Below are 17,077 nucleotides of genomic sequence, written 5' to 3'. Positions count from 1 at the left end.
CTGGCGAGGGAGTTTCCGGCGGCGCGCGATGCGGCTATGCTCCGTGGGCGGCATGCAATCAACGATGCGAGGCTGACATGGTCAAAGGTTCCGATTTGCTGGTCGCGGCCCTCGAGAATGAGGGCGTGGAACGGGTGTTCGGCGTCCCCGGCGAGGAGAATCTCGACGTCGTCGAGAGCCTGCGCAAATCCTCGATCAAGCTGATCGTGACGCGCCACGAGCAGGCGGCGGCCTTCATGGCGGCGACCTATGGCCGGCTGACCGGAAAGCCCGGCGTCTGTATGACGACGCTCGGCCCCGGCGCGCTTAATTTGACCACCGGCGCGGCCTACGCGCTGCTTGGCGCGATGCCGATGGTGATGTTGACGGGACAGAAGGGCATCTTGAGCAGCCGGCAGGCCAAGTTCCAGATCGTCGACATCGTCAACACCTTCCGCCCGCTGACCAAGCTCTCGCTGCAGATCGTCAGCGGCGCCACCATTCCGACGCTGGTCCGCGACGCCTTCCGGATCGCGACGCAGGAACGGCCGGGGCCGGTGCTGCTCGAACTGCCGGAGGACATCGCACGCGAGGAGACCGCGCCGGTCGACATGATCTCGCCGCATCCGATCGAGATTCCGATCGCGCATGCCGCCGCGCTCGACCGCGCCGCCGAGATGATCCTGAAGGCGCAGCGTCCGTTGATCATGCTCGGCGCGGCGGCATCGCGCCCGCGCTCTACCGCCGGGATCGGCGACTTCGTGCGCCGAACCAAAATCCCGTTCTTCACGACCCAGATGGGCAAGGGCACGGTGTCGGGCGGCACCAATCAGTACATGGGGACCGCCGCGCTGAGCGAGCGCGACTATGTGCATGAGGCGATCGACCGCGCCGATCTCATCATCGCGATCGGGCACGACACCATCGAGAAACCGCCCTTCATCATGGGCCCGAAGGGGCCGCAGGTGATCCATGTCAGCTACACCGCGGCGAATGTCGAGCAGGTCTATTTCCCGCAATGTGAGGTGATCGGCGATGTCGGTCCGAGCCTCGAGCTGCTGGCCGACCGGGTCGAAGGAAAGCTGCCGCAAGCCAGCGCACTGCTCAGCCTGCGCGAGAGCATTTTGGCGAAGATCACCGATCGCGCCACCGAGGGCCGCTGGCCGCCGACACCGCAGCGCATCGTGCACGATGTGCGGCAGGTCATTCCCGAAGACGGCATCGTCGCGCTCGACAACGGCATGTACAAGATCTGGTTCGCGCGCAACTACCGCACGCTGCTCGCGAACTCGCTGCTGCTCGACAACGCGCTTGCGACCATGGGCGCCGGCCTGCCGTCGGCGATGATGGCGGCGATGCTCTATCCGAAGACCCGGGTGCTCGCGGTCTGCGGCGACGGCGGCTTCATGATGAACTCGCAGGAGCTCGAGACCGCGGTTCGCCTCAAGCTCAATCTCGTGATCCTGATCCTGGAGGACTCCGCCTATGGCATGATCCGCTGGAAGCAGGCGGTCGACAATTTCCCGGATTTCGGCCTGACGTTCGGCAATCCGGATTTCGTCAAATACGCCGAGAGCTACGGCGCCAAGGGTTCGCGGATCGAGAGCACGGAAGCGATCGTCCCGACCCTGGAGCGGGCCTTCTCCGGCGGCGGCGTGCATCTCGTCGTGGTGCCGATCGACTATACCGAGAACAAGCGCGTGCTGGTCGACGAATTGCGCGAGAGGGTGCAGCAGATCGACGTGTCGTAGCGCAGTGCTGCGTTTCGCAAGGAACGAAAAGCGCTCGGCTTGATTGAACGCAAGCCATCATGGTAGCACGCCAGTGCATCACTCCTGTGCTGATGATCGGCGATACCAGATCTGAGAGGTCACGTGACTGCACCAAATCCCGCCGCCGGCAAACCCATCGATCCCGCCTCGCTCGCCAATGTGCCGCGGCTGGTCACGGCCTATTTTGCAGGCAAGCCCGACGCCAGTGATCCCGCGCAGCGGGTTGCGTTCGGCACCTCGGGCCATCGCGGCTCGTCGCTGAAGAATTCCTTCAACGAGGACCACATTCTCGCCACCACGCAGGCGATCTGCGATTACCGGCGCGAGAAGGGGCTCACCGGTCCGCTGTTCATCGGCATCGATACCCATGCGCTGGCCGAGCCGGCGCTGGCGAGCGCGGTGGAAGTGTTCGCCGCCAACGGCGTCGAGATCATGATCGACGCGCAGGGTGGTTACACCCCGACGCCGGTGATCTCGCATGCGATCCTGAGCTACAACAAGGGACGCAGCACAGGCCTTGCCGACGGCGTCGTCATCACCCCGTCACACAATCCACCGGAGGACGGCGGCTACAAATACAATCCGCCGCATGGCGGCCCGGCCGACACCGACGTCACCGCCGTGGTCGAGAAAAACGCCAACCGCTATATCGAGGCCGCCCTCAAAGGCGTCGCGCGGATGCCCTATGACCGCGCGCGCAAGGCCGCGACCACGCATCTGCACGACTACATCACGCCCTATGTCGCCGATCTCGGCAACACCGTCGATCTCGCGCTGATCAAATCCGCCGGCGTCAAGATTGGCATCGATCCGCTTGGCGGCGCGGCGGTGCATTACTGGCAGCCGATCATCGCGCGTTACGGCATCAACGCCGCCGTCGTCAACGAGGCGGTCGATCCGACCTTCCGCTTCATGACCGCGGACTGGGACGGCAAGATCCGGATGGACTGCTCGTCGCCCTACGCGATGGCGAGCCTGATCGGGATGCGCGGCCGGTTCGATGTCGCCTTTGCCAATGACACCGACGCCGACCGCCACGGCATCGTGACCCGCTCGAACGGGTTGATGAACCCGAACCATTTTCTCGCCACCGCGATCGCCTATCTGTTCGCGCACCGGCCGCAATGGGGCGGGAGCGCAGCGATCGGCAAGACCATTGTGTCGAGTTCGATCATCGATCGCGTCGCAAAGAAGCTGAACCGCAAGCTGGTGGAGACGCCGGTCGGCTTCAAATGGTTCGTCGACGGACTCGGCAGCGGCGGCTTCGGCTTTGCCGGCGAGGAGAGCGCCGGCGCCTCGTTCCTCAAGCGCGACGGCTCGGCCTGGACCACCGACAAGGACGGCATCATCCTCGGCCTGCTGGCGGCGGAGATCATCGCCAAAACCGGCCGCGATCCCAGCGAATTGTTCAAGGAGCTGACCGCCGAGCTCGGCGTTCCCTATTATGAGCGCATCGATGTGGCGGCGACGCCGAAGCAGAAGAACGCATTGAAGGCGCTCGGGCCCGAGCAGCTCAACATGACCGAGCTCGCCGGCGATCCCGTGCGCGCGGTCAGGACCAAGGCACCTGGCAACGACCAGCCGTTCGGCGGCATCAAGGTCGAGAGCGAGGCCGGCTGGTTCGCGGCGCGTCCATCCGGCACCGAGGATGTCTACAAGATCTACGCCGAAAGCTTCCGCGGGCCGGATCATCTGAAGCAGATCCAGGGCGACGCGCAGGCTGCGATCGCCAAGGTGTTCTGAAGCCGCGGGGCCGAGCGGAATTCATGCACGTGTTGTTGACCGGCTCCTCCGGCTGGCTCGGCCGTTTCTTTGCGCCGCGGCTGCGACAGGCCGGCCATGACGTGGTCGGCCTCGACGTCGTCCTGGGCGAGGCGACCGATGTCGTCGGCTCGGTGGCCGACCGATCGGTGGTCGACCGTGTGTTCGCTGATCACAATATCGAGGCCGTAATTCATGGCGGCGCGCTGCACAAGCCTGACATTGCGCGGTTCTCGCCGCAGGCCTTTGTCGACGTCAACGTGTCCGGTACGCTCATCTGCTGCAGGCGGCAGCCGCCGCCGGCCATGATCGTTTCGTCTTCACCTCGACCACGTCGCTGATGATCTCGCAGGCGATCCGCGACGACGAAGGCCATGCGGCGGTGCGGCTCGACGAAACCTCGGGGCCGCTCGAGCCGCGCAACATCTACGGAGTTACAAAACTTGCCGCCGAGGGGCTGTGCCGGCTGTACAGTCGCGAGCATGGGCTGAACTGCGCGGTGCTGCGCACCGGCCGCTTCTTCCCCGAGGACGACGACACCATCCGCGACATCCATGGTAGAACCTGAAGGCGACCGAGCTGCTCTACCGCCGACTTACCGTCGAGGATGCCGCCGATGCCCATGTCGCGGCGCTGGAGCGGATCCGCGGCTTCGAGGTGTTCGTGATCAGCGCGCCGACGCCGTTTGCGCGCAGCGATGTCGCGGACCTGAAGACGGACGCGGCCGGCGTGATCGCGCGCACTTTCCCCGATGCGCCGGCGCTGTTCGCGCAGCGCGGCTGGCGCCTGCCGCGATCGATCGGCCGGATCTACGATTCCACCAAGGCCGAACGGCTGCTCGGCTTCCGCGCGAAAGCCGATTTTGCAGCGGTGCTCAGCGCCTTGCGCAGCGGCGAGCCGCTTCCCTTTGCGCACGATCCCGACTATGTCTCGCCGTCAACGAGGCTCGCAAATGGCTGATTTTCACGGCGTCTTTCCCTATCTGGTGTCCCCGGTCGATCCCGCAGGCCATGTCCGCACCGAGGTGCTGGGCCGGCTCTGCGACGATCTTATCAAGGCCGGGGTCCATGGGCTGACGCCGCTCGGCTCGACCGGCGAGTTCGCTTATCTCAACAACGCGCAGCGCATGCAGGTGGTGGCGACCACGATCGAGGCCGCGCAGGGCCGGGTGCCGGTAGTGGCGGGCGTCGCCTCGACCTCGACGGCCGATGCGGTGGCGCAGGCCAAGGCCTATCAGAAGCGGGGTGCTGCCGGCATTCTCGCGATCATGGAGGCGTATTTCCCGGTCGGCGACGCGCAGGTCGAATCCTATTTCCGCGCCATCGCCGATGCGGTCGATATTCCCGTGGTGATCTACACCAATCCGAATTTCCAGCGCTCCGACCTCACGCTCGACGTCATCGCGCGCCTCGCCGCGCATCCGCGGATCGGCTACATCAAGGACGCCTCGACCAACACCGGCCGGCTGCTGTCGATCATGAACCGCTGCGGCGACAGCCTGAAAGTGTTCTCGGCCTCCGCCCATATTCCGGCCGCGGTGATGCTGATCGGCGGCCATGGCTGGATGGCGGGCCCGGCCTGCATCATCCCGCGGCAGAGCGTCGAGCTCTATAACCTGTGCCGCCGCGCCCGCTGGGACGAGGCGATGGCGCTACAGCGCAAGCTCTGGCGCATCAACGAGGCCTTCGCCCGCTTCAACCTCGCGGCCTGCATCAAGGCCGGGCTTGCGATCCAGGGCTACGACGTCGGCGACCCGGTGCCGCCGCAGGCGCCGCTCACGGCCGAGCAGCGCCAGGTGGTCGAGGCAGCGTTGCGCGATCTCGGCTGAAACTGGCTTGCGCGATGCATTGATTCTCACCACTTGGTCATTCCGGGGCGCGCGACAGCGCGAACCCGGAATCTCGAGATTCCGGGTTCGATGCTCGCGCATCGCCCCGGAATGACGGCCACGTGTTGTCTCGCGCCGAAAATCCGTTAAAACCCGCCGAAATTTCTGCAATCCAAGGACCCTCTGATGAACATTCTTCCCGGCAATATGCGTTTTGGTGCGGGCCAGCCTGTCAAGCGTCTCGAAGACCAGCGGCTGCTCACCGGGAAGGGGCATTTCATCGACGACAAGCCGGCCGACGGCGCGCTCTGGCTGCACGTGCTGCGCTCGCCGCATGCCCACGCCAACATCAAGTCGATCGACGTCAAGGCGGCGCTGGCGATGCCCGGCGTCAAGGCGGTCTATACCGGCGCCGACCTCGTGAAGGACGATATCGGCACGCTGCCGACGCTCGCGATCTTCAAGCGGCCCGACGGCTCGCCGATGACCGTGCCGCCGCGCCGCTTGCTGGCGCATGAGGTGGTGCGCTATGCGGGCGAGGGTGTCGCGGCCGTGGTCGCGACCTCGCGCGTGCTGGCGCAGACCGCGGCCGAAGCGATCGAGATCGACTACGAGGTGCTGCCCTCGGTGGTCGATCCGGTCGAGGCGATCAAGCCCGGTGCGCCGGCGGTCTGGCCGGAGGCGCCCGACAACATCGTGGCCGCGATGAGCTATGGCGATGCCGCCAAGGTCGAGGCAGCCTTCGCCAGCGCCGCGCACAAGGTGTCGCTCGATCTGGTCAGCCAGCGCCTGGTGCCGTCGGCGATGGAGCCGCGCTCGACGATCGCCGAGATCGAGAAGAAGACCGGGCGGCTGATTCTCCACGTGCAGTCGCAGACCCCGGGCTCGACCCGCGACCTGCTCGCGGAATCCATCCTGAAGCGGCCGAAGGACAGCGTGCGCGTGCTGGTCGGCGATATCGGCGGCGGCTTCGGCCAGAAGACCAGCCTTTATCCGGAAGACGGCATCGTCGCCTATGCGGCGGCCAAGCTGAATGAGAAGATCCGCTGGCGCGGCGACCGCACCGACGAGTTCGTCGGCGGCACCCATGGCCGCGACCTGACCTCGACCGGCGAGTTCGCGCTCGACGCCAAGGGCCGCGTGCTGGCCTATCGGGTGCGCTCGATCGGCGGCACCGGCGCCTATTCGTCGGGCACCGCCAACATCATCCCGCTGGTGCTCGGCCCGTTCGTGCAGACCGGCGTCTACGACCTGCCGCTGGTGCATTTCGAGGTGAAGTCGGTGATGACCAACACGGCCCCGGTCGGTGCCTATCGCGGCGCCGGCAGGCCCGAGGCCGTGTTCATCGTCGAGCGGCTGTTCGATGCCGCCGCGCGACAGATCGGCATGGACCCGCGCGCGATCCGCAAGGTCAACTACATCAAGCCGGCGCAGCTGCCCTACACCAACGCGGTTGGGCAGGTGTACGACTCCGGCGCCTTCGCGCACATGCTGGAGCGTGCTTCCGACCTCGCCGACTGGAACGGCTTTGCCGCGCGCAAGAAGGCGGCGAAGAAGAAGGGCCTGCTCTATGGCCGCGGCCTGACCAGCTACATCGAGTGGACCGGCGGCCGCGCCCACACCGAGAAGGTCTCGCTGCACGCGACCGGCGAGGGCCGCGTCATCCTGTGGTCCGGCACGATGGCGATGGGGCAGGGCCTCGCCACCACCTACACCCAGATGGTCGCCGACACGCTCGGCATCTCGATGGACAAGATCGACGTCGTGCAGGGCGACACGGATTTGGCCACCGGTTTCGGCAGCGTCGGCTCGCGCTCGCTGTTCGTCGGCGGCACCGCGGTCGCGGTCTCCAGCAACGACATGATCAACAAGGCGCGCGACAAGGCCTCCCATCTGCTGGAAGCCTCCGTCGAGGACATCGAGTATCGCGACGGCTTCCTCACCGTGGTCGGCACCGACAGGCGCATCAGCCTGTTCGAGATCGCAAGCGAGGAAAAAGGTGCCAAGCTCTCGGTCGAGAGCGAGGGTGAGGTCGACGGGCCGAGCTGGCCGAACGGCACCCATATCTGCGAGGTCGAGATCGATCCTGAGACCGGCATCACGCGGGTGGTGCGCTACACCACGGTCGACGACGTCGGCGTTGCGGTCAATCCGATGCTGGTGACGGGGCAGGTGCATGGCGGCGTTGTGCAGGGCATCGGCCAGGCGCTGTATGAAGGCGTGTCCTACAGCGAGGAAGGCCAGCTGCTGACCGCGAGCTATCAGGACTATTGCATCCCGCGCGCCTCGGACATTCCGCCGATCACGGTGACGCTCGATCCCTCCGCGCCCTGCAAGACCAATCCGCTGGGCGCCAAGGGCTGCGGCGAGTCCGGTGCGATCGGCGGGCCACCCTGCATCACCAACGGCGTGATGGATGCGCTGAGCGAGGTCGGGATCACCCAGCTCAACACGCCGCTGACGCCGGCAAAGATCTGGCAGGCGATCCAGGACGCGAAGGTGACGGCTGCTTAGCCGTCATTCCGGGGCGCGCGCGAGCGCGAACCCGGAACCTCGAAGTTGTGGCGCGAGATTCCGGGTTCATCGCTCTGCGATGTCCCGGAATGACGGCCGGCCTACAACCCCAGCACCATCTTCGCGATGATATCGCGCTGGATCTCCGATGATCCGCCGAAGATCGTATACGCCCGCCCGTTGAGATATTCCGGCACCACCGGCAGCAGCTCTTCCGGGATCGCGGGCTCGTGGTTGAGCCGGTAAAACGGCCGCGCCGGCTCGACGGCAAGTCCGTCATTGCCGATCACGTCGACGCCGAGCCGGGTCACCGCCTGGCGGATCTCGCTGACCCGCAACTTGATCAGCGACGACACCGCGCCGGGATTCTGCCCGGTCTGCAGCGCCGACAGCACCCGCAGCTCGGTCATCTCGAGCGCGTCGATGTCGACCTCGACCTCCGACATCCGCATCGCGATATCGGGGTCCTCGATGGCGCGGCCGGTGACGTCGGACGCAGCGAGATCGGAGATCGTCTTCAACGCCTCGCGCAGCTTGGCCGATGCGATGCCGGAGCCGCGCTCGAATTCGAGCAGGTACTTGCCGTAGGTCCAGCCCTTGCCTTCCTCGCCGACGCGGTTGGCGACGGGCACGCGGACGTCGTCGAAGAACACCTGGTTGACCTCGTGGTCGCCGCCGATGGTCAGGATCGGGCGTGTCGTGATGCCCGGCGTCTTCATGTCGATCAGGATGAAGCTGATGCCGTCCTGCTGCCGCTCGCCCTCATTGGTGCGCACCAGCGCGAACATGCGGTTGGCGTGATGCGCATGCGTGGTCCAGATCTTGGTGCCGTTGATGATGTAGTCGTCGCCATCGCGCACCGCGCGCGTCTTCAACGACGAGAGGTCCGAGCCCGAGCCGGGTTCGGAATAGCCCTGGCACCAATAGTCCTCGCCGGAGAGAATCCGCGGCAGATAAAAATTCTTCTGCTCGGGCGAGCCGAAGCCGATGATGACGGGGCCGACCATCTTCACGCCCATCACGTTGACATTGGGCACGCCGGCGCGGGCGCATTCGGCCTCGAAGATCCAGCGCTGCGCCGGCGTCCAGTCCGGCCCGCCATGTTCCACTGGCCAGCCCGGCGCGCCCCAGCCCTTCTTGTGCAGCGCGCGCTGCCAGGCCATGCCGATATCAGGATCGGAGAACACCGACGGCGTCAGCGTGGTGGCGCGCTTCATTTCCGGCGTCAGGCTCTCGGCAATGGTGTCGCGGACTTCCTGCTCGAAGGCGCGTTCCGCGGCACTGAAGGTGAGATCCATGTTGCGCTCTCCGTTTACGCGTGGGCGCGGCCGCTCAGCGCGGCGTGGCGGCGATAATGATGGGCGCTGCTGCCGAACAGCGTGTCGAAGGCGAGCAGCCGCTTGAAATAGGCGCCGATGTCGAGCTCCTCGGTGACGCCCATGGCGCCGTGCAGCTGCACGGCTTGCTCGCCGACGAAGCGCGCGCATTTGCCGATCTTGGCCTTGGCGCCGGACGCCGCACGTCCGCGCGCCACGGGTTCGGCATTGGCCATCAGCGCGGCGCGCAGCGCCATCGAGCGCGCCTCGTCGACCTGCATCGCGACGTCGGCGAGGCGATGGCGGATCACTTGATTTGCCGACAGCGGCCGGCCGAACTGTTTGCGGATCTTGGTGTATTCGAGCGTGGTGTCGAGCAGCGTCTGCATGATGCCGACCGCCTCGGCGCCGAGCGCGGTCATCGCGCGGTCGACCACGGTTTCGATCGCGGGCAACGCGTCCTGGCCATCGCCGAGCAACGCGTCGGCGGGCAGTCGCACATCCTTCAGATCGAGATTGCAGCCGCGTCCGCCGCCGAGCCGCGCGTAATCGCGCACAGTGAGCCCGGGAGTTCCTGCCGGCACCAGGAACAGGCCGATCTTGCCGGACGCGCCATTGGCATTGGCGATGCGGGCCGAGACGACGATCTGGTTGGCCGATGCACCGTCGAGCACCGCAATCTTGCTGCCGTTCAAGAGCCAGCCGTCAGCGGTCCTCGTGGCCGTGGTGTCGACCTGGGCGAGATCGAAGCGTGCGGCGCGCTCGGAATGCGCGAAGGCGAGCGTGAGCGCGCCCTCGGCAATCTTGGGCAGGATCGCCTGCTGCTGCGCCTCGGTGCCGCATTCGGCGACCAACGCGGCGCCGATCACGACCGTGGAGAGAAACGGCTCTGACACCAGCCCGCGCCCGAAGGCCTCCATTAATAGTCCGATCTCGATCGCGCCGCCGCCGAGCCCGCCATGGGCCTCATTGATCGGAAGCGCCAGCCAGCCGAGCTCGGCAAACTGCTTCCAGATCGCAGGCGAAAAGCCGAGCGGCTCGTTCGCGGTCTTCTTGCGATGGTCGGCGGTGAAAGTCTCCGCCACGAAGCGGTCGGCACTTTCGCGCAGCAGGCGCTGCTCGTCGCTGAGGGTAAGGTCCATCTGGTCTACTTCAAATTGGCGGTTTTCTTGACGGAGGGATGGAGACCGGCGGGGTCGACCACCATTCCGAATTGCTGAAGATTGTGTGCATGGCAGAGCTGATGCAGCGCAAAAGCCTGATCGACTGCGGCGGGCTGTCCCATGATATCGATCGAGCGGTTCACCGCCTCCTTGGAAAGCTTCAGCGCAAAGGCGGGCTTCGTCGCGATCCGACGCGCCAGCGCCAGCGTGAACGACGAGAGATCGCCGCGCGGCACCACGTGATTGACCATGCCGAGACGATGCGCCTCTTCGGCGCTCCAGACGTCGGCGGTGAACAGCATCTCCTTGGCCTTGCGCGCGCCGAGCTCCCAAGGATGTACGAACCACTCAACGCCGCAGACGCCCATCGTCACCACGGGATCGCAGAATTCGGCGTCGCTGCTGGCGACGATCAGGTCGCAGGCCCAGGCCAGCATCAGCCCGCCGGCGATGCACTTGCCGTGCACCTCGGCTATCATGGGCTTTGCCAGATTGCGCCAGCGCCGGGTGATCTGCAGGTAGATCTCCTGCTCGCGCGCGAAGCGGCCGTGCGCGTTCGGTTCGGCGAAGCCGCCCCAATTTCCGACTGGCGGGAAATCGACCCCCGCCTGATTCTTCCCGGCTGGCCGCAGATCGTGACCGGCCGAGAAATGCGGGCCATTGCCGGCGAGGATGATGACCTTGACCGCGTCGTCTTGCACCGCCTGGTCGAAGGCGGCGTTGAGGTCGTAGGTCATTTGCAGGTTCTGGGCGTTGCGGGCCTCGGGGCGGTTCATCACGATCCGCGCGATCGCGGGCTCCGGCCGCTCGACGACAATCGTCTCGAATTGTTCAGACGTCATGGATCCTCCCCGGATCGATTTTTTCGCCATGATGAACGGCGCGGGGAGGGATAGGCAAGGGCCATCGTCCGCAAAAGGTGGCGCGAAAACCGCCACACGGGATTAACGGACGAAAATCTGCTACGCTGGCGAAGAATCCACCGGGAGGACCAATTTCATGCGCAAGCTTTGGACCGTGCTGGCAGCGCTGGCGACGTTGAGCCTGACCAATTGCGGCTACAACGCGATCCAGACCAATGACGAGCAAGTCAAGTCGAGCTGGTCGGAGGTGGTGAACCAGTACCAGCGGCGCGCCGATCTGGTGCCGAACCTGGTCAACTCGGTGAAGGGCTTTGCGCAGCAGGAGAAGGACGTGCTGCTCGGCGTCACCAACGCGCGCGCCAAGGTCGGCAGCATCCAGGCAACGCCGGAAGTGCTCAACGACCCCGCCGCGTTCCAGAAGTTCACGCAGGCGCAGGGTGAGCTCACCAGCGCGCTGTCGCGGCTGCTCGTCGTCACCGAAAACTATCCGCAGCTGAAATCAGACGCGTTGTTCCGCGACCTGATGGCGCAGCTCGAGGGCACCGAGAACCGCATCACGGTAGCGCGCAACCGCTACATCAAGTCGGTGCAGGACTATAATGTCGGCATCCGCACTTTCCCGAACAATCTGACCGCGATGGTGTTCGGCTACAAGGAGAAGCCCAACTTCACGGTCGAGAACGAGAAGGAGATTTCGACCGCGCCGAAGGTCGACTTCAACCCAACGCCGGCGCCGTCGAAGTAGCGGCGGCGCGCGCCGACCGCAATGGCCGCCATTCGCGTCATCCTGTTCGCTTTCCTGCTGGGCCTCATCTGCCCGGCGCGGGCCGAGGTCGCAGTGCCTCAGCTCACCGGCCGAGTCGTCGATCAGACCGGGACGCTGTCGTCGGGCGACATTGCTGCGCTCAACGGAAAGCTGGAGGATCTCGAGAAACGAAAAGGCAGCCAGATTGCTGTCCTGATCGTACCGACCACTGGCGAGGAGACGATCGAGCAGTTCTCGATCCGCGTCGCCGGGGCCTGGAAGATCGGGCGCAAGAAGGTCGACGACGGCGCGCTGCTCGTGGTCGCCAAGATCGACCGACATTTGCGCATCGAGGTCGGCTACGGCCTCGAGGGCGTGCTGAGCGACGTCGTCACCCACCGCATCATCGACGAGGACATCACACCGAAATTCAAGGCCGGCGATTTCGCCGGCGGCATTTCGGCCGGCGTCGACCGGATGATCCGGCTGGTCAATGGCGAGCAGCTGCCGGCGCCGGAGGCCGAGCATTGGCAGGCGCCGAACCTGGTCGACTTCGCCAATCCGGTGGCGATCTTCGTCGTTATCATCGTGGCGAGCGCGCTGCGCGCGATGCTGGGGCGGCTGTTGGGCTCGGCCGCAACCGGCGGCATCGTCGGTGTCTTCACCTGGTTGTTGGCCGGCTCGCTCGCCACCGCCGTGGTGGTCGGCTTGTTCGCTGGTGTCGCGGCGCTGATCTTCGGCGGATTGAATTTTGGCGGCCCGGCGGCGGGCTCCGGACCGTACCGGCGCGGCGGCGGTTATTCCGGCGGCTGGTCCGGCGGCGGCGGTGGCTGGAGCAGCGGCTCGAGCTCGAGCGACAGCGGCGGCTTCAGCGGCGGAGGCGGCAGCTTCGGCGGCGGCGGCGCCTCGGGGAGCTGGTAGGCACATGAGCATCAAGCGCATCGGGAGGCATCTGCTCGAACATCGCTGGCGGGTGCGGCGTGACTTTCCGCCGCGCGTGCTCGACGCCATCGAGCGCGCGATCAAGGAAGGTGAGGCGACCCATTCGGGCCAGATCCGTTTCGTCGTAGAGGGCGCGCTCGACGGTGTGCCGCTGTTCCGCAACCAGCCGGCGCGCGAACGGGCGCTGGACGTATTCTCGCATTTGCGGATCTGGGACACCCATCACAACAACGGCGTCCTGATCTATCTCCTGCTCGCCGACCGCGACGTCGAGATCGTCGCGGACCGCGGCATCGACGCCAAGGTCGGTCACGCCGGCTGGGAAGCGATCTGCCGCGCCATGGAAGCGGATTTTCGATCAGGCCGGTTCGAGCAGGGCGTGATCAACGGCGTCGCGGCGGTGTCGCGGGAGCTGGCGAAGCATTTCCCTCATGCAGAGGGCGGCCCGAACGAGCTGCCGGACAAGCCGGTGGTGATTTGAGCCCGTCATTCCGGGGCGATGCGTCAGCATCGAACCCGGAATCTCGCGCTTCGCGCGCCCCGGAATGATAGTGGAGCGGAAGGCCTACGCCTTCACCGACGGCCGCTCAGCCATGCGGTTGAACCAGGCGACGATGTTGCCGTTCGACTGGTCGAGCGGCTGGCCGACCTGGTTGCCGAAATCGAGCCAGCAATAGAGCAGCATGTCGGCGAGGGTGAAGCGTTTGCCGCAGATGTAGTCGCGGCCGTCAGCCATCTGGTCATCAAGCCATTTGATGCGGTTGGCCGCGATCATCTTCAGCCCCGGCGAGGCCTCGGGCGCCACCGGAATGCGCTTCTCGAAGAATTTCAGCGCCTCGCCGAAGCGGTAGCCGTTGGCGAGCGGCTCGGCGATGTTGAGATCGACGCGGCGCGTCCACATCCGGCATTCGGCGCGCTCCTCCGGCGTGGTGCCGATCATCGCGGGCGAGGGGTGCTTCTCCTCGAGATATTCGCAGATTGCGGTGATCTCCGAGAGATAATTGCCGCAGTCCAGTTCGAGCGCCGGCATCTGGCCGTGCGGATTGCGCTTCAGATGCGCTTCCTCGCGGTTCTCGCCCTTGCGCAGGTCGACGGCCTGCCTGGGGATCTCGATGCCCTTCTCCGCCATGAACATGCGCACGATGCGCGGGTTGGGTCCGATCGAGTCGTACAGCTTCATGTCCTCGCTCCCTGTTTTTCAGCGTTGTTGTTGCGGCTGTTTGAACAGGCCGCGCGCGGATTTGTCAAATGACTTGCTGCCGCGCCGGGCTCACGCGGATGTCAGGTTGAGGCCTGGAATAAAGGTGATGTCACAAATCCGGTCACACGTGAACGTCAGTCGTCGAGCTTGTTGAGGTCGCGCGCCGACTGCATGATCAGCTCGCCGCCGGCCAAGCAAGGGTCATCGCGCCGGTTGAGTTGCGATTCCCGGCACGAACGGTCGCCCGCGATAGACCGACAGACCCACGAGACCGACCGCCGCGGCGAACAGGATGTAGTAGACCGGAGCAGCCTTGTCGCCCGTCACCTGGACCAGCCAGGTGTTGATGAACGGCGCCAGCCCGCCGAACAGCATCACGGCGAGATTGTACATCAGCGATGCTCCGGTCGAGCGCACGCCGACGGGAAATATCTCGGTCATGAAGGCCGGCATCGGCCCGGCCAAGGCTCCGAGCAGCACCGCGACGATCTGCAACTCCCAGAGGTTCGCGGTGGTCGGGGCGGCAACGAGCCGCTGCAAGATCACATAGAACAGCAAGCTGTAGACGATCAGCGCCGGAACGAGGACCGCGCGACGGCCGATCCGGTCGGAGAGTGCGCCGCAGGCCACCGCCACCCCTGCATTGACGACGCTGACGACGAGCAGGCCGAGCTGTGCGTTCAGGAGCGGCAGCTTCAGCTCGGCGACCGCATAGGTCGGCAGAAAGATCGCATTGACATAGTTGATCGCCGTACCGGCCGCGATCAGGCAAAACGAAGCAATCAACTCGCGTGGATGTTCGGAGAACAATTGGCCGAGCGTGGTCTGCCTGCGCGGTTGCGCCGTCGCGGCCTTCTCGGCGAGATACGCCTGGAATTCGGGCGACTCGTCGCACCTTCGGCGCAGATACCATCCGGTCGGCCCGATCAGAATGCCGAGGATGAACGGCACGCGCCAACCCCAGCTCGCGAAGGCGTCGGGCGACAGGCCGAGATTGAGACCGATCGCCATCGCGGCACCGAGGCCAAACGCCAGCGATTGCGACACCATCTGGAACGAGCCGTAGAAGCCACGCCGGCCAGGCGGCGCGAACTCGATCAGCATCGCGCTGGCGCTGCCGAACTCGCCGCCGGCGGAAAAGCCCTGGATCAGCCGCGCCAGCAGCAGCAATAGCGGTGCCGCGATTCCGATCGCGCCATAGGTCGGCAGGAAGCCGAGCAGGCCGGTGCCAACAGCCATCAGCGATATCATCACGACCAGCGCCTTCTTGCGGCCGTGCTTGTCGGCATAGAGCCCGAACACCAGACCGCCCAACGGCCGGGCTGCAAAGGCGATCCCGAATGTCGCGAAGGTCAGCAGCAGCGAGGAATGCGGATTGTCCGCCGGAAAGAACAGCTTGCTCAAGATGCCGGCGAACAGGCCAAAAACGGTGAAGTCGAACCATTCCAGCGCATTGCCGATCGTGGAGGAGATCACCACCCGGCGGCGCATCTGCGCCATCGCGTCAACCTGCATCCGTTTCGTCTCCCCGTTGTCGGCAAGCAACGGCTGCATCGCCGAGCCCATGATTTTTATCGTTGTGAGCCGATCCTAGTGCAAAGTCATGGCAGGCCACAACGGGCGGCTTTGGCTGGGGTCGGGCATCAGTCGTCGAGCTTGTTGAGGTCGCGCACCGACTGCATGATCGGTTCGAAATTCGCGCGCGCATCCAGCGCATCGAACAATTGCGCGGTGTCCTCGAGCAGGGCATGCGAGCGCTGCAGCGCGATCCGCACGTCGTCCTGCGGCGTGTCGGACAGCCGGCCGTGACCCGACAGCAGGATCTTCGAATTGAGGCCCTTCAGCCGTTCCAGCGACTGGATGTAGTCGGCAATCGAGCCGGAGCCGAACACGCCGCCCATCACGCCGCCGGGCATCAGCGTGTCGGAGGCAAACAGCAAGCCCTTGTCCGGATCGAACAGCGTGATGCAGGCCGAAGTATGGCCCGGCGTGTACATCACGTTGAGGCGGAAATTGCCGAGGTCGATGAGATTGCCTTCCTCGAGCCAGATGTCGACATCGATCGGCACGTTCGGCTCGTTGAACATCTTGCGCAGCATCGAGAAGTCGTCGCGCAGCATGATCTTGTTGGCGGCGAGCCGGTGCGCGGCGATATAGGCGCTGCCGTGGAAATGATAGGCCGCGCCGATGTGGTCGAGATGCTCGTGGCTCAGCACCACCATGTCGATCATCTCGGGCGTCACCCCGAGATGATCGAGGCAGGCGACGAGCGCGGGATAGTTGGTGGACAGCCCGACATCGATCATGATGGTCCGCTTGCTGCCGCGCACCAAATAGGCATTTGCCGCACGGTTCTTGAAGCGGATCTGGTAAACGTCGTCGGCGGCCTGGATCAGCGACGCGACGTCGGTCTCGAACAGCGTCTTGAAGGGGCTTGGTTTGCGCTCGCTCATGGGGTGGCTGCCGACCGGTAAGTGACGGCGTTGGAGGCGCGCAGTCGTTTCGAGAGCGCGTCCATCACCATCAGCGCGAACGCCGGCTGCTGGCTGACCAGATAGACGAAGCGGGCGTGGTTGATCCGCATCACCCGCGTCGCAGGCGCGGAGGCGATGGCGGTCGCCGAGCGCGCCGAGCCGTCGATCACCGCCATCTCGCCGAAGAACTCGCCCTTGCCGAGGCTGACGATAACAGTCTTGTTTCCGCCATCGATCTTGGCGATGTCGACCTTGCCGTCGAGCACGACAAACAGCTCACGGCCGGTCGAGCCTTCCTCGAAAATGACGTCATCGACACCAAATTCCTTGATGCATTTCTCGATCGTCATGGCGCTCTCCTGCCTTCTGGCTGGAAGATGGCGGTATGTTAGTCGGGAAAGCGCCGCGCGCAAACGGAGCCCGCGCAGATTGCCGCAGCGCGGCACCGCCCCAATCCGGCCCGGAAAACTCCCTAAAATTTAGGTAATGCCGGGACCGGGTAACCATTTCGCAAGCAAT

At 65.3% G+C, this 17,077-nt stretch carries 15 protein-coding genes and 1 pseudogene; 9 read left to right on the top strand and 7 right to left on the bottom strand.

Annotated elements, in window-relative coordinates:
- Positions 1 to 77: 77 nt before the first annotated feature.
- From WDM24_RS32850 to WDM24_RS32820, 6 genes and pseudogenes are all read left to right on the top strand, one after another.
- Positions 78 to 1,730 (top strand): acetolactate synthase large subunit, encoded by a 1,653-nt coding sequence (locus tag WDM24_RS32850; protein ID WP_338691562.1) that lies wholly within the window; start codon positions 78 to 80, stop codon positions 1,728 to 1,730.
- A 123-nt stretch (positions 1,731 to 1,853) separates the two neighbouring features.
- The gene (gene pgm / locus WDM24_RS32845; protein ID WP_338828721.1) at positions 1,854 to 3,494 is read left to right on the top strand and encodes a phosphoglucomutase (alpha-D-glucose-1,6-bisphosphate-dependent); all 1,641 of its coding nucleotides are present in this window, start codon (positions 1,854 to 1,856) and stop codon (positions 3,492 to 3,494) included.
- A 23-nt stretch (positions 3,495 to 3,517) separates the two neighbouring features.
- Positions 3,518 to 4,080 (top strand): annotated as a pseudogene (locus WDM24_RS44560) (NAD-dependent epimerase/dehydratase family protein).
- A 95-nt stretch (positions 4,081 to 4,175) separates the two neighbouring features.
- On the top strand, positions 4,176 to 4,472 hold the full coding sequence (locus WDM24_RS32830) for a hypothetical protein (protein ID WP_338691559.1): 297 nt from the start codon (positions 4,176 to 4,178) through the stop codon (positions 4,470 to 4,472).
- Entirely contained in the window at positions 4,465 to 5,340 is an 876-nt protein-coding gene (locus WDM24_RS32825; protein ID WP_338828719.1) for a dihydrodipicolinate synthase family protein, read from the top strand. The genes WDM24_RS32830 and WDM24_RS32825 overlap by 8 nt, the downstream gene beginning before the upstream one ends.
- A gap of 186 nt (positions 5,341 to 5,526) precedes the next feature.
- Complete coding sequence (locus tag WDM24_RS32820; RefSeq protein WP_338828718.1) at positions 5,527 to 7,854, top strand: xanthine dehydrogenase family protein molybdopterin-binding subunit; 2,328 nt, start codon at positions 5,527 to 5,529, stop codon at positions 7,852 to 7,854.
- A 101-nt stretch (positions 7,855 to 7,955) separates the two neighbouring features.
- Here the strand turns inward: WDM24_RS32820 and WDM24_RS32815 are convergent, their stop codons facing one another.
- From WDM24_RS32815 to WDM24_RS32805, 3 genes are read right to left on the bottom strand one after another with little or no spacing between them, the layout of a single operon-like run.
- Complete coding sequence (locus tag WDM24_RS32815) at positions 7,956 to 9,152, bottom strand: acyl-CoA dehydrogenase family protein (RefSeq protein ID WP_338828717.1); 1,197 nt, start codon at positions 9,150 to 9,152, stop codon at positions 7,956 to 7,958.
- A 14-nt stretch (positions 9,153 to 9,166) separates the two neighbouring features.
- Positions 9,167 to 10,312 carry an acyl-CoA dehydrogenase gene (locus WDM24_RS32810; protein ID WP_338828716.1) on the bottom strand — a complete coding sequence of 382 codons (1,146 nt, stop codon included), beginning with the start codon at positions 10,310 to 10,312 and terminating at the stop codon, positions 9,167 to 9,169.
- 5 nt (positions 10,313 to 10,317) lie between these two features.
- Positions 10,318 to 11,175, bottom strand: coding sequence for an enoyl-CoA hydratase (locus WDM24_RS32805; RefSeq protein ID WP_338828715.1), 858 nt, complete (start codon positions 11,173 to 11,175; stop codon positions 10,318 to 10,320).
- A gap of 157 nt (positions 11,176 to 11,332) precedes the next feature.
- Here WDM24_RS32805 and WDM24_RS32800 point away from each other — a divergent pair, with 157 nt between their 5' ends.
- Genes WDM24_RS32800 through WDM24_RS32790 form a run of 3 tightly spaced genes read left to right on the top strand, consistent with a single transcriptional unit; the run spans position 11,333 to position 13,364 of the window.
- Positions 11,333 to 11,941: a LemA family protein gene (locus WDM24_RS32800; protein WP_166298488.1), complete on the top strand. Its 609-nt coding sequence runs from the start codon at positions 11,333 to 11,335 to the stop codon at positions 11,939 to 11,941.
- Between the two features lie 21 nt (positions 11,942 to 11,962).
- Positions 11,963 to 12,862 (top strand): YgcG family protein, encoded by a 900-nt coding sequence (locus WDM24_RS32795; protein WP_338828714.1) that lies wholly within the window; start codon positions 11,963 to 11,965, stop codon positions 12,860 to 12,862.
- A gap of 4 nt (positions 12,863 to 12,866) precedes the next feature.
- On the top strand, positions 12,867 to 13,364 hold the full coding sequence (locus WDM24_RS32790; protein WP_166298486.1) for a TPM domain-containing protein: 498 nt from the start codon (positions 12,867 to 12,869) through the stop codon (positions 13,362 to 13,364).
- Between the two features lie 84 nt (positions 13,365 to 13,448).
- On the opposite strand, the gene WDM24_RS32785 is transcribed toward WDM24_RS32790, so the two are convergent.
- The 4 genes from WDM24_RS32785 to WDM24_RS32770 all read right to left on the bottom strand — a co-directional run bounded on the left by WDM24_RS32785 (position 13,449) and on the right by WDM24_RS32770 (position 16,908).
- Positions 13,449 to 14,063, bottom strand: coding sequence for a glutathione S-transferase family protein (locus WDM24_RS32785; RefSeq protein ID WP_338828713.1), 615 nt, complete (start codon positions 14,061 to 14,063; stop codon positions 13,449 to 13,451).
- 222 nt (positions 14,064 to 14,285) lie between these two features.
- Complete coding sequence (locus WDM24_RS32780) at positions 14,286 to 15,599, bottom strand: MFS transporter (RefSeq protein ID WP_338828712.1); 1,314 nt, start codon at positions 15,597 to 15,599, stop codon at positions 14,286 to 14,288.
- A gap of 128 nt (positions 15,600 to 15,727) precedes the next feature.
- A complete protein-coding gene (locus WDM24_RS32775) occupies positions 15,728 to 16,537 on the bottom strand; it encodes an MBL fold metallo-hydrolase (protein WP_338828711.1) in 810 nt (269 codons plus the stop codon).
- Complete coding sequence (locus tag WDM24_RS32770; protein WP_029080332.1) at positions 16,534 to 16,908, bottom strand: Crp/Fnr family transcriptional regulator; 375 nt, start codon at positions 16,906 to 16,908, stop codon at positions 16,534 to 16,536. Before WDM24_RS32770 ends, WDM24_RS32775 begins: the two co-directional genes overlap by 4 nt.
- Positions 16,909 to 17,077: the final 169 nt, after the last annotated feature.

It is taken from the genome of Bradyrhizobium sp. 27S5 (genome assembly GCF_037217225.1).
GTDB classification, from domain to species: Bacteria; Pseudomonadota; Alphaproteobacteria; order Rhizobiales; family Xanthobacteraceae; genus Bradyrhizobium; species Bradyrhizobium septentrionale.
The sequence above is the reverse complement of the archived record's forward strand: the minus strand, read 5'-3'. Positions and strand labels throughout refer to the sequence as shown.

Bases quoted from the DNA above. Each gene is read 5' to 3' on its own strand.
- WDM24_RS32850 (WP_338691562.1), top strand. From the start codon at position 78: ATGGTCAAAGGTTCCGATTTGCTGGTCGCGGCCCTCGAGAATGAGGGC.
- WDM24_RS32825 (WP_338828719.1), top strand. From the start codon at position 4,465: ATGGCTGATTTTCACGGCGTCTTTCCCTATCTGGTGTCCCCGGTCGAT.
- WDM24_RS32820 (WP_338828718.1), top strand. From the start codon at position 5,527: ATGAACATTCTTCCCGGCAATATGCGTTTTGGTGCGGGCCAGCCTGTC.
- WDM24_RS32815 (WP_338828717.1), bottom strand. From the start codon at position 9,152: ATGGATCTCACCTTCAGTGCCGCGGAACGCGCCTTCGAGCAGGAAGTC.
- WDM24_RS32810 (WP_338828716.1), bottom strand. From the start codon at position 10,312: ATGGACCTTACCCTCAGCGACGAGCAGCGCCTGCTGCGCGAAAGTGCC.
- WDM24_RS32805 (WP_338828715.1), bottom strand. From the start codon at position 11,175: ATGACGTCTGAACAATTCGAGACGATTGTCGTCGAGCGGCCGGAGCCC.
- WDM24_RS32800 (WP_166298488.1), top strand. From the start codon at position 11,333: ATGCGCAAGCTTTGGACCGTGCTGGCAGCGCTGGCGACGTTGAGCCTG.
- WDM24_RS32795 (WP_338828714.1), top strand. From the start codon at position 11,963: ATGGCCGCCATTCGCGTCATCCTGTTCGCTTTCCTGCTGGGCCTCATC.
- WDM24_RS32790 (WP_166298486.1), top strand. From the start codon at position 12,867: ATGAGCATCAAGCGCATCGGGAGGCATCTGCTCGAACATCGCTGGCGG.
- WDM24_RS32785 (WP_338828713.1), bottom strand. From the start codon at position 14,063: ATGAAGCTGTACGACTCGATCGGACCCAACCCGCGCATCGTGCGCATG.
- WDM24_RS32780 (WP_338828712.1), bottom strand. From the start codon at position 15,599: ATGCAGGTTGACGCGATGGCGCAGATGCGCCGCCGGGTGGTGATCTCC.
- WDM24_RS32775 (WP_338828711.1), bottom strand. From the start codon at position 16,537: ATGAGCGAGCGCAAACCAAGCCCCTTCAAGACGCTGTTCGAGACCGAC.
- WDM24_RS32770 (WP_029080332.1), bottom strand. From the start codon at position 16,908: ATGACGATCGAGAAATGCATCAAGGAATTTGGTGTCGATGACGTCATT.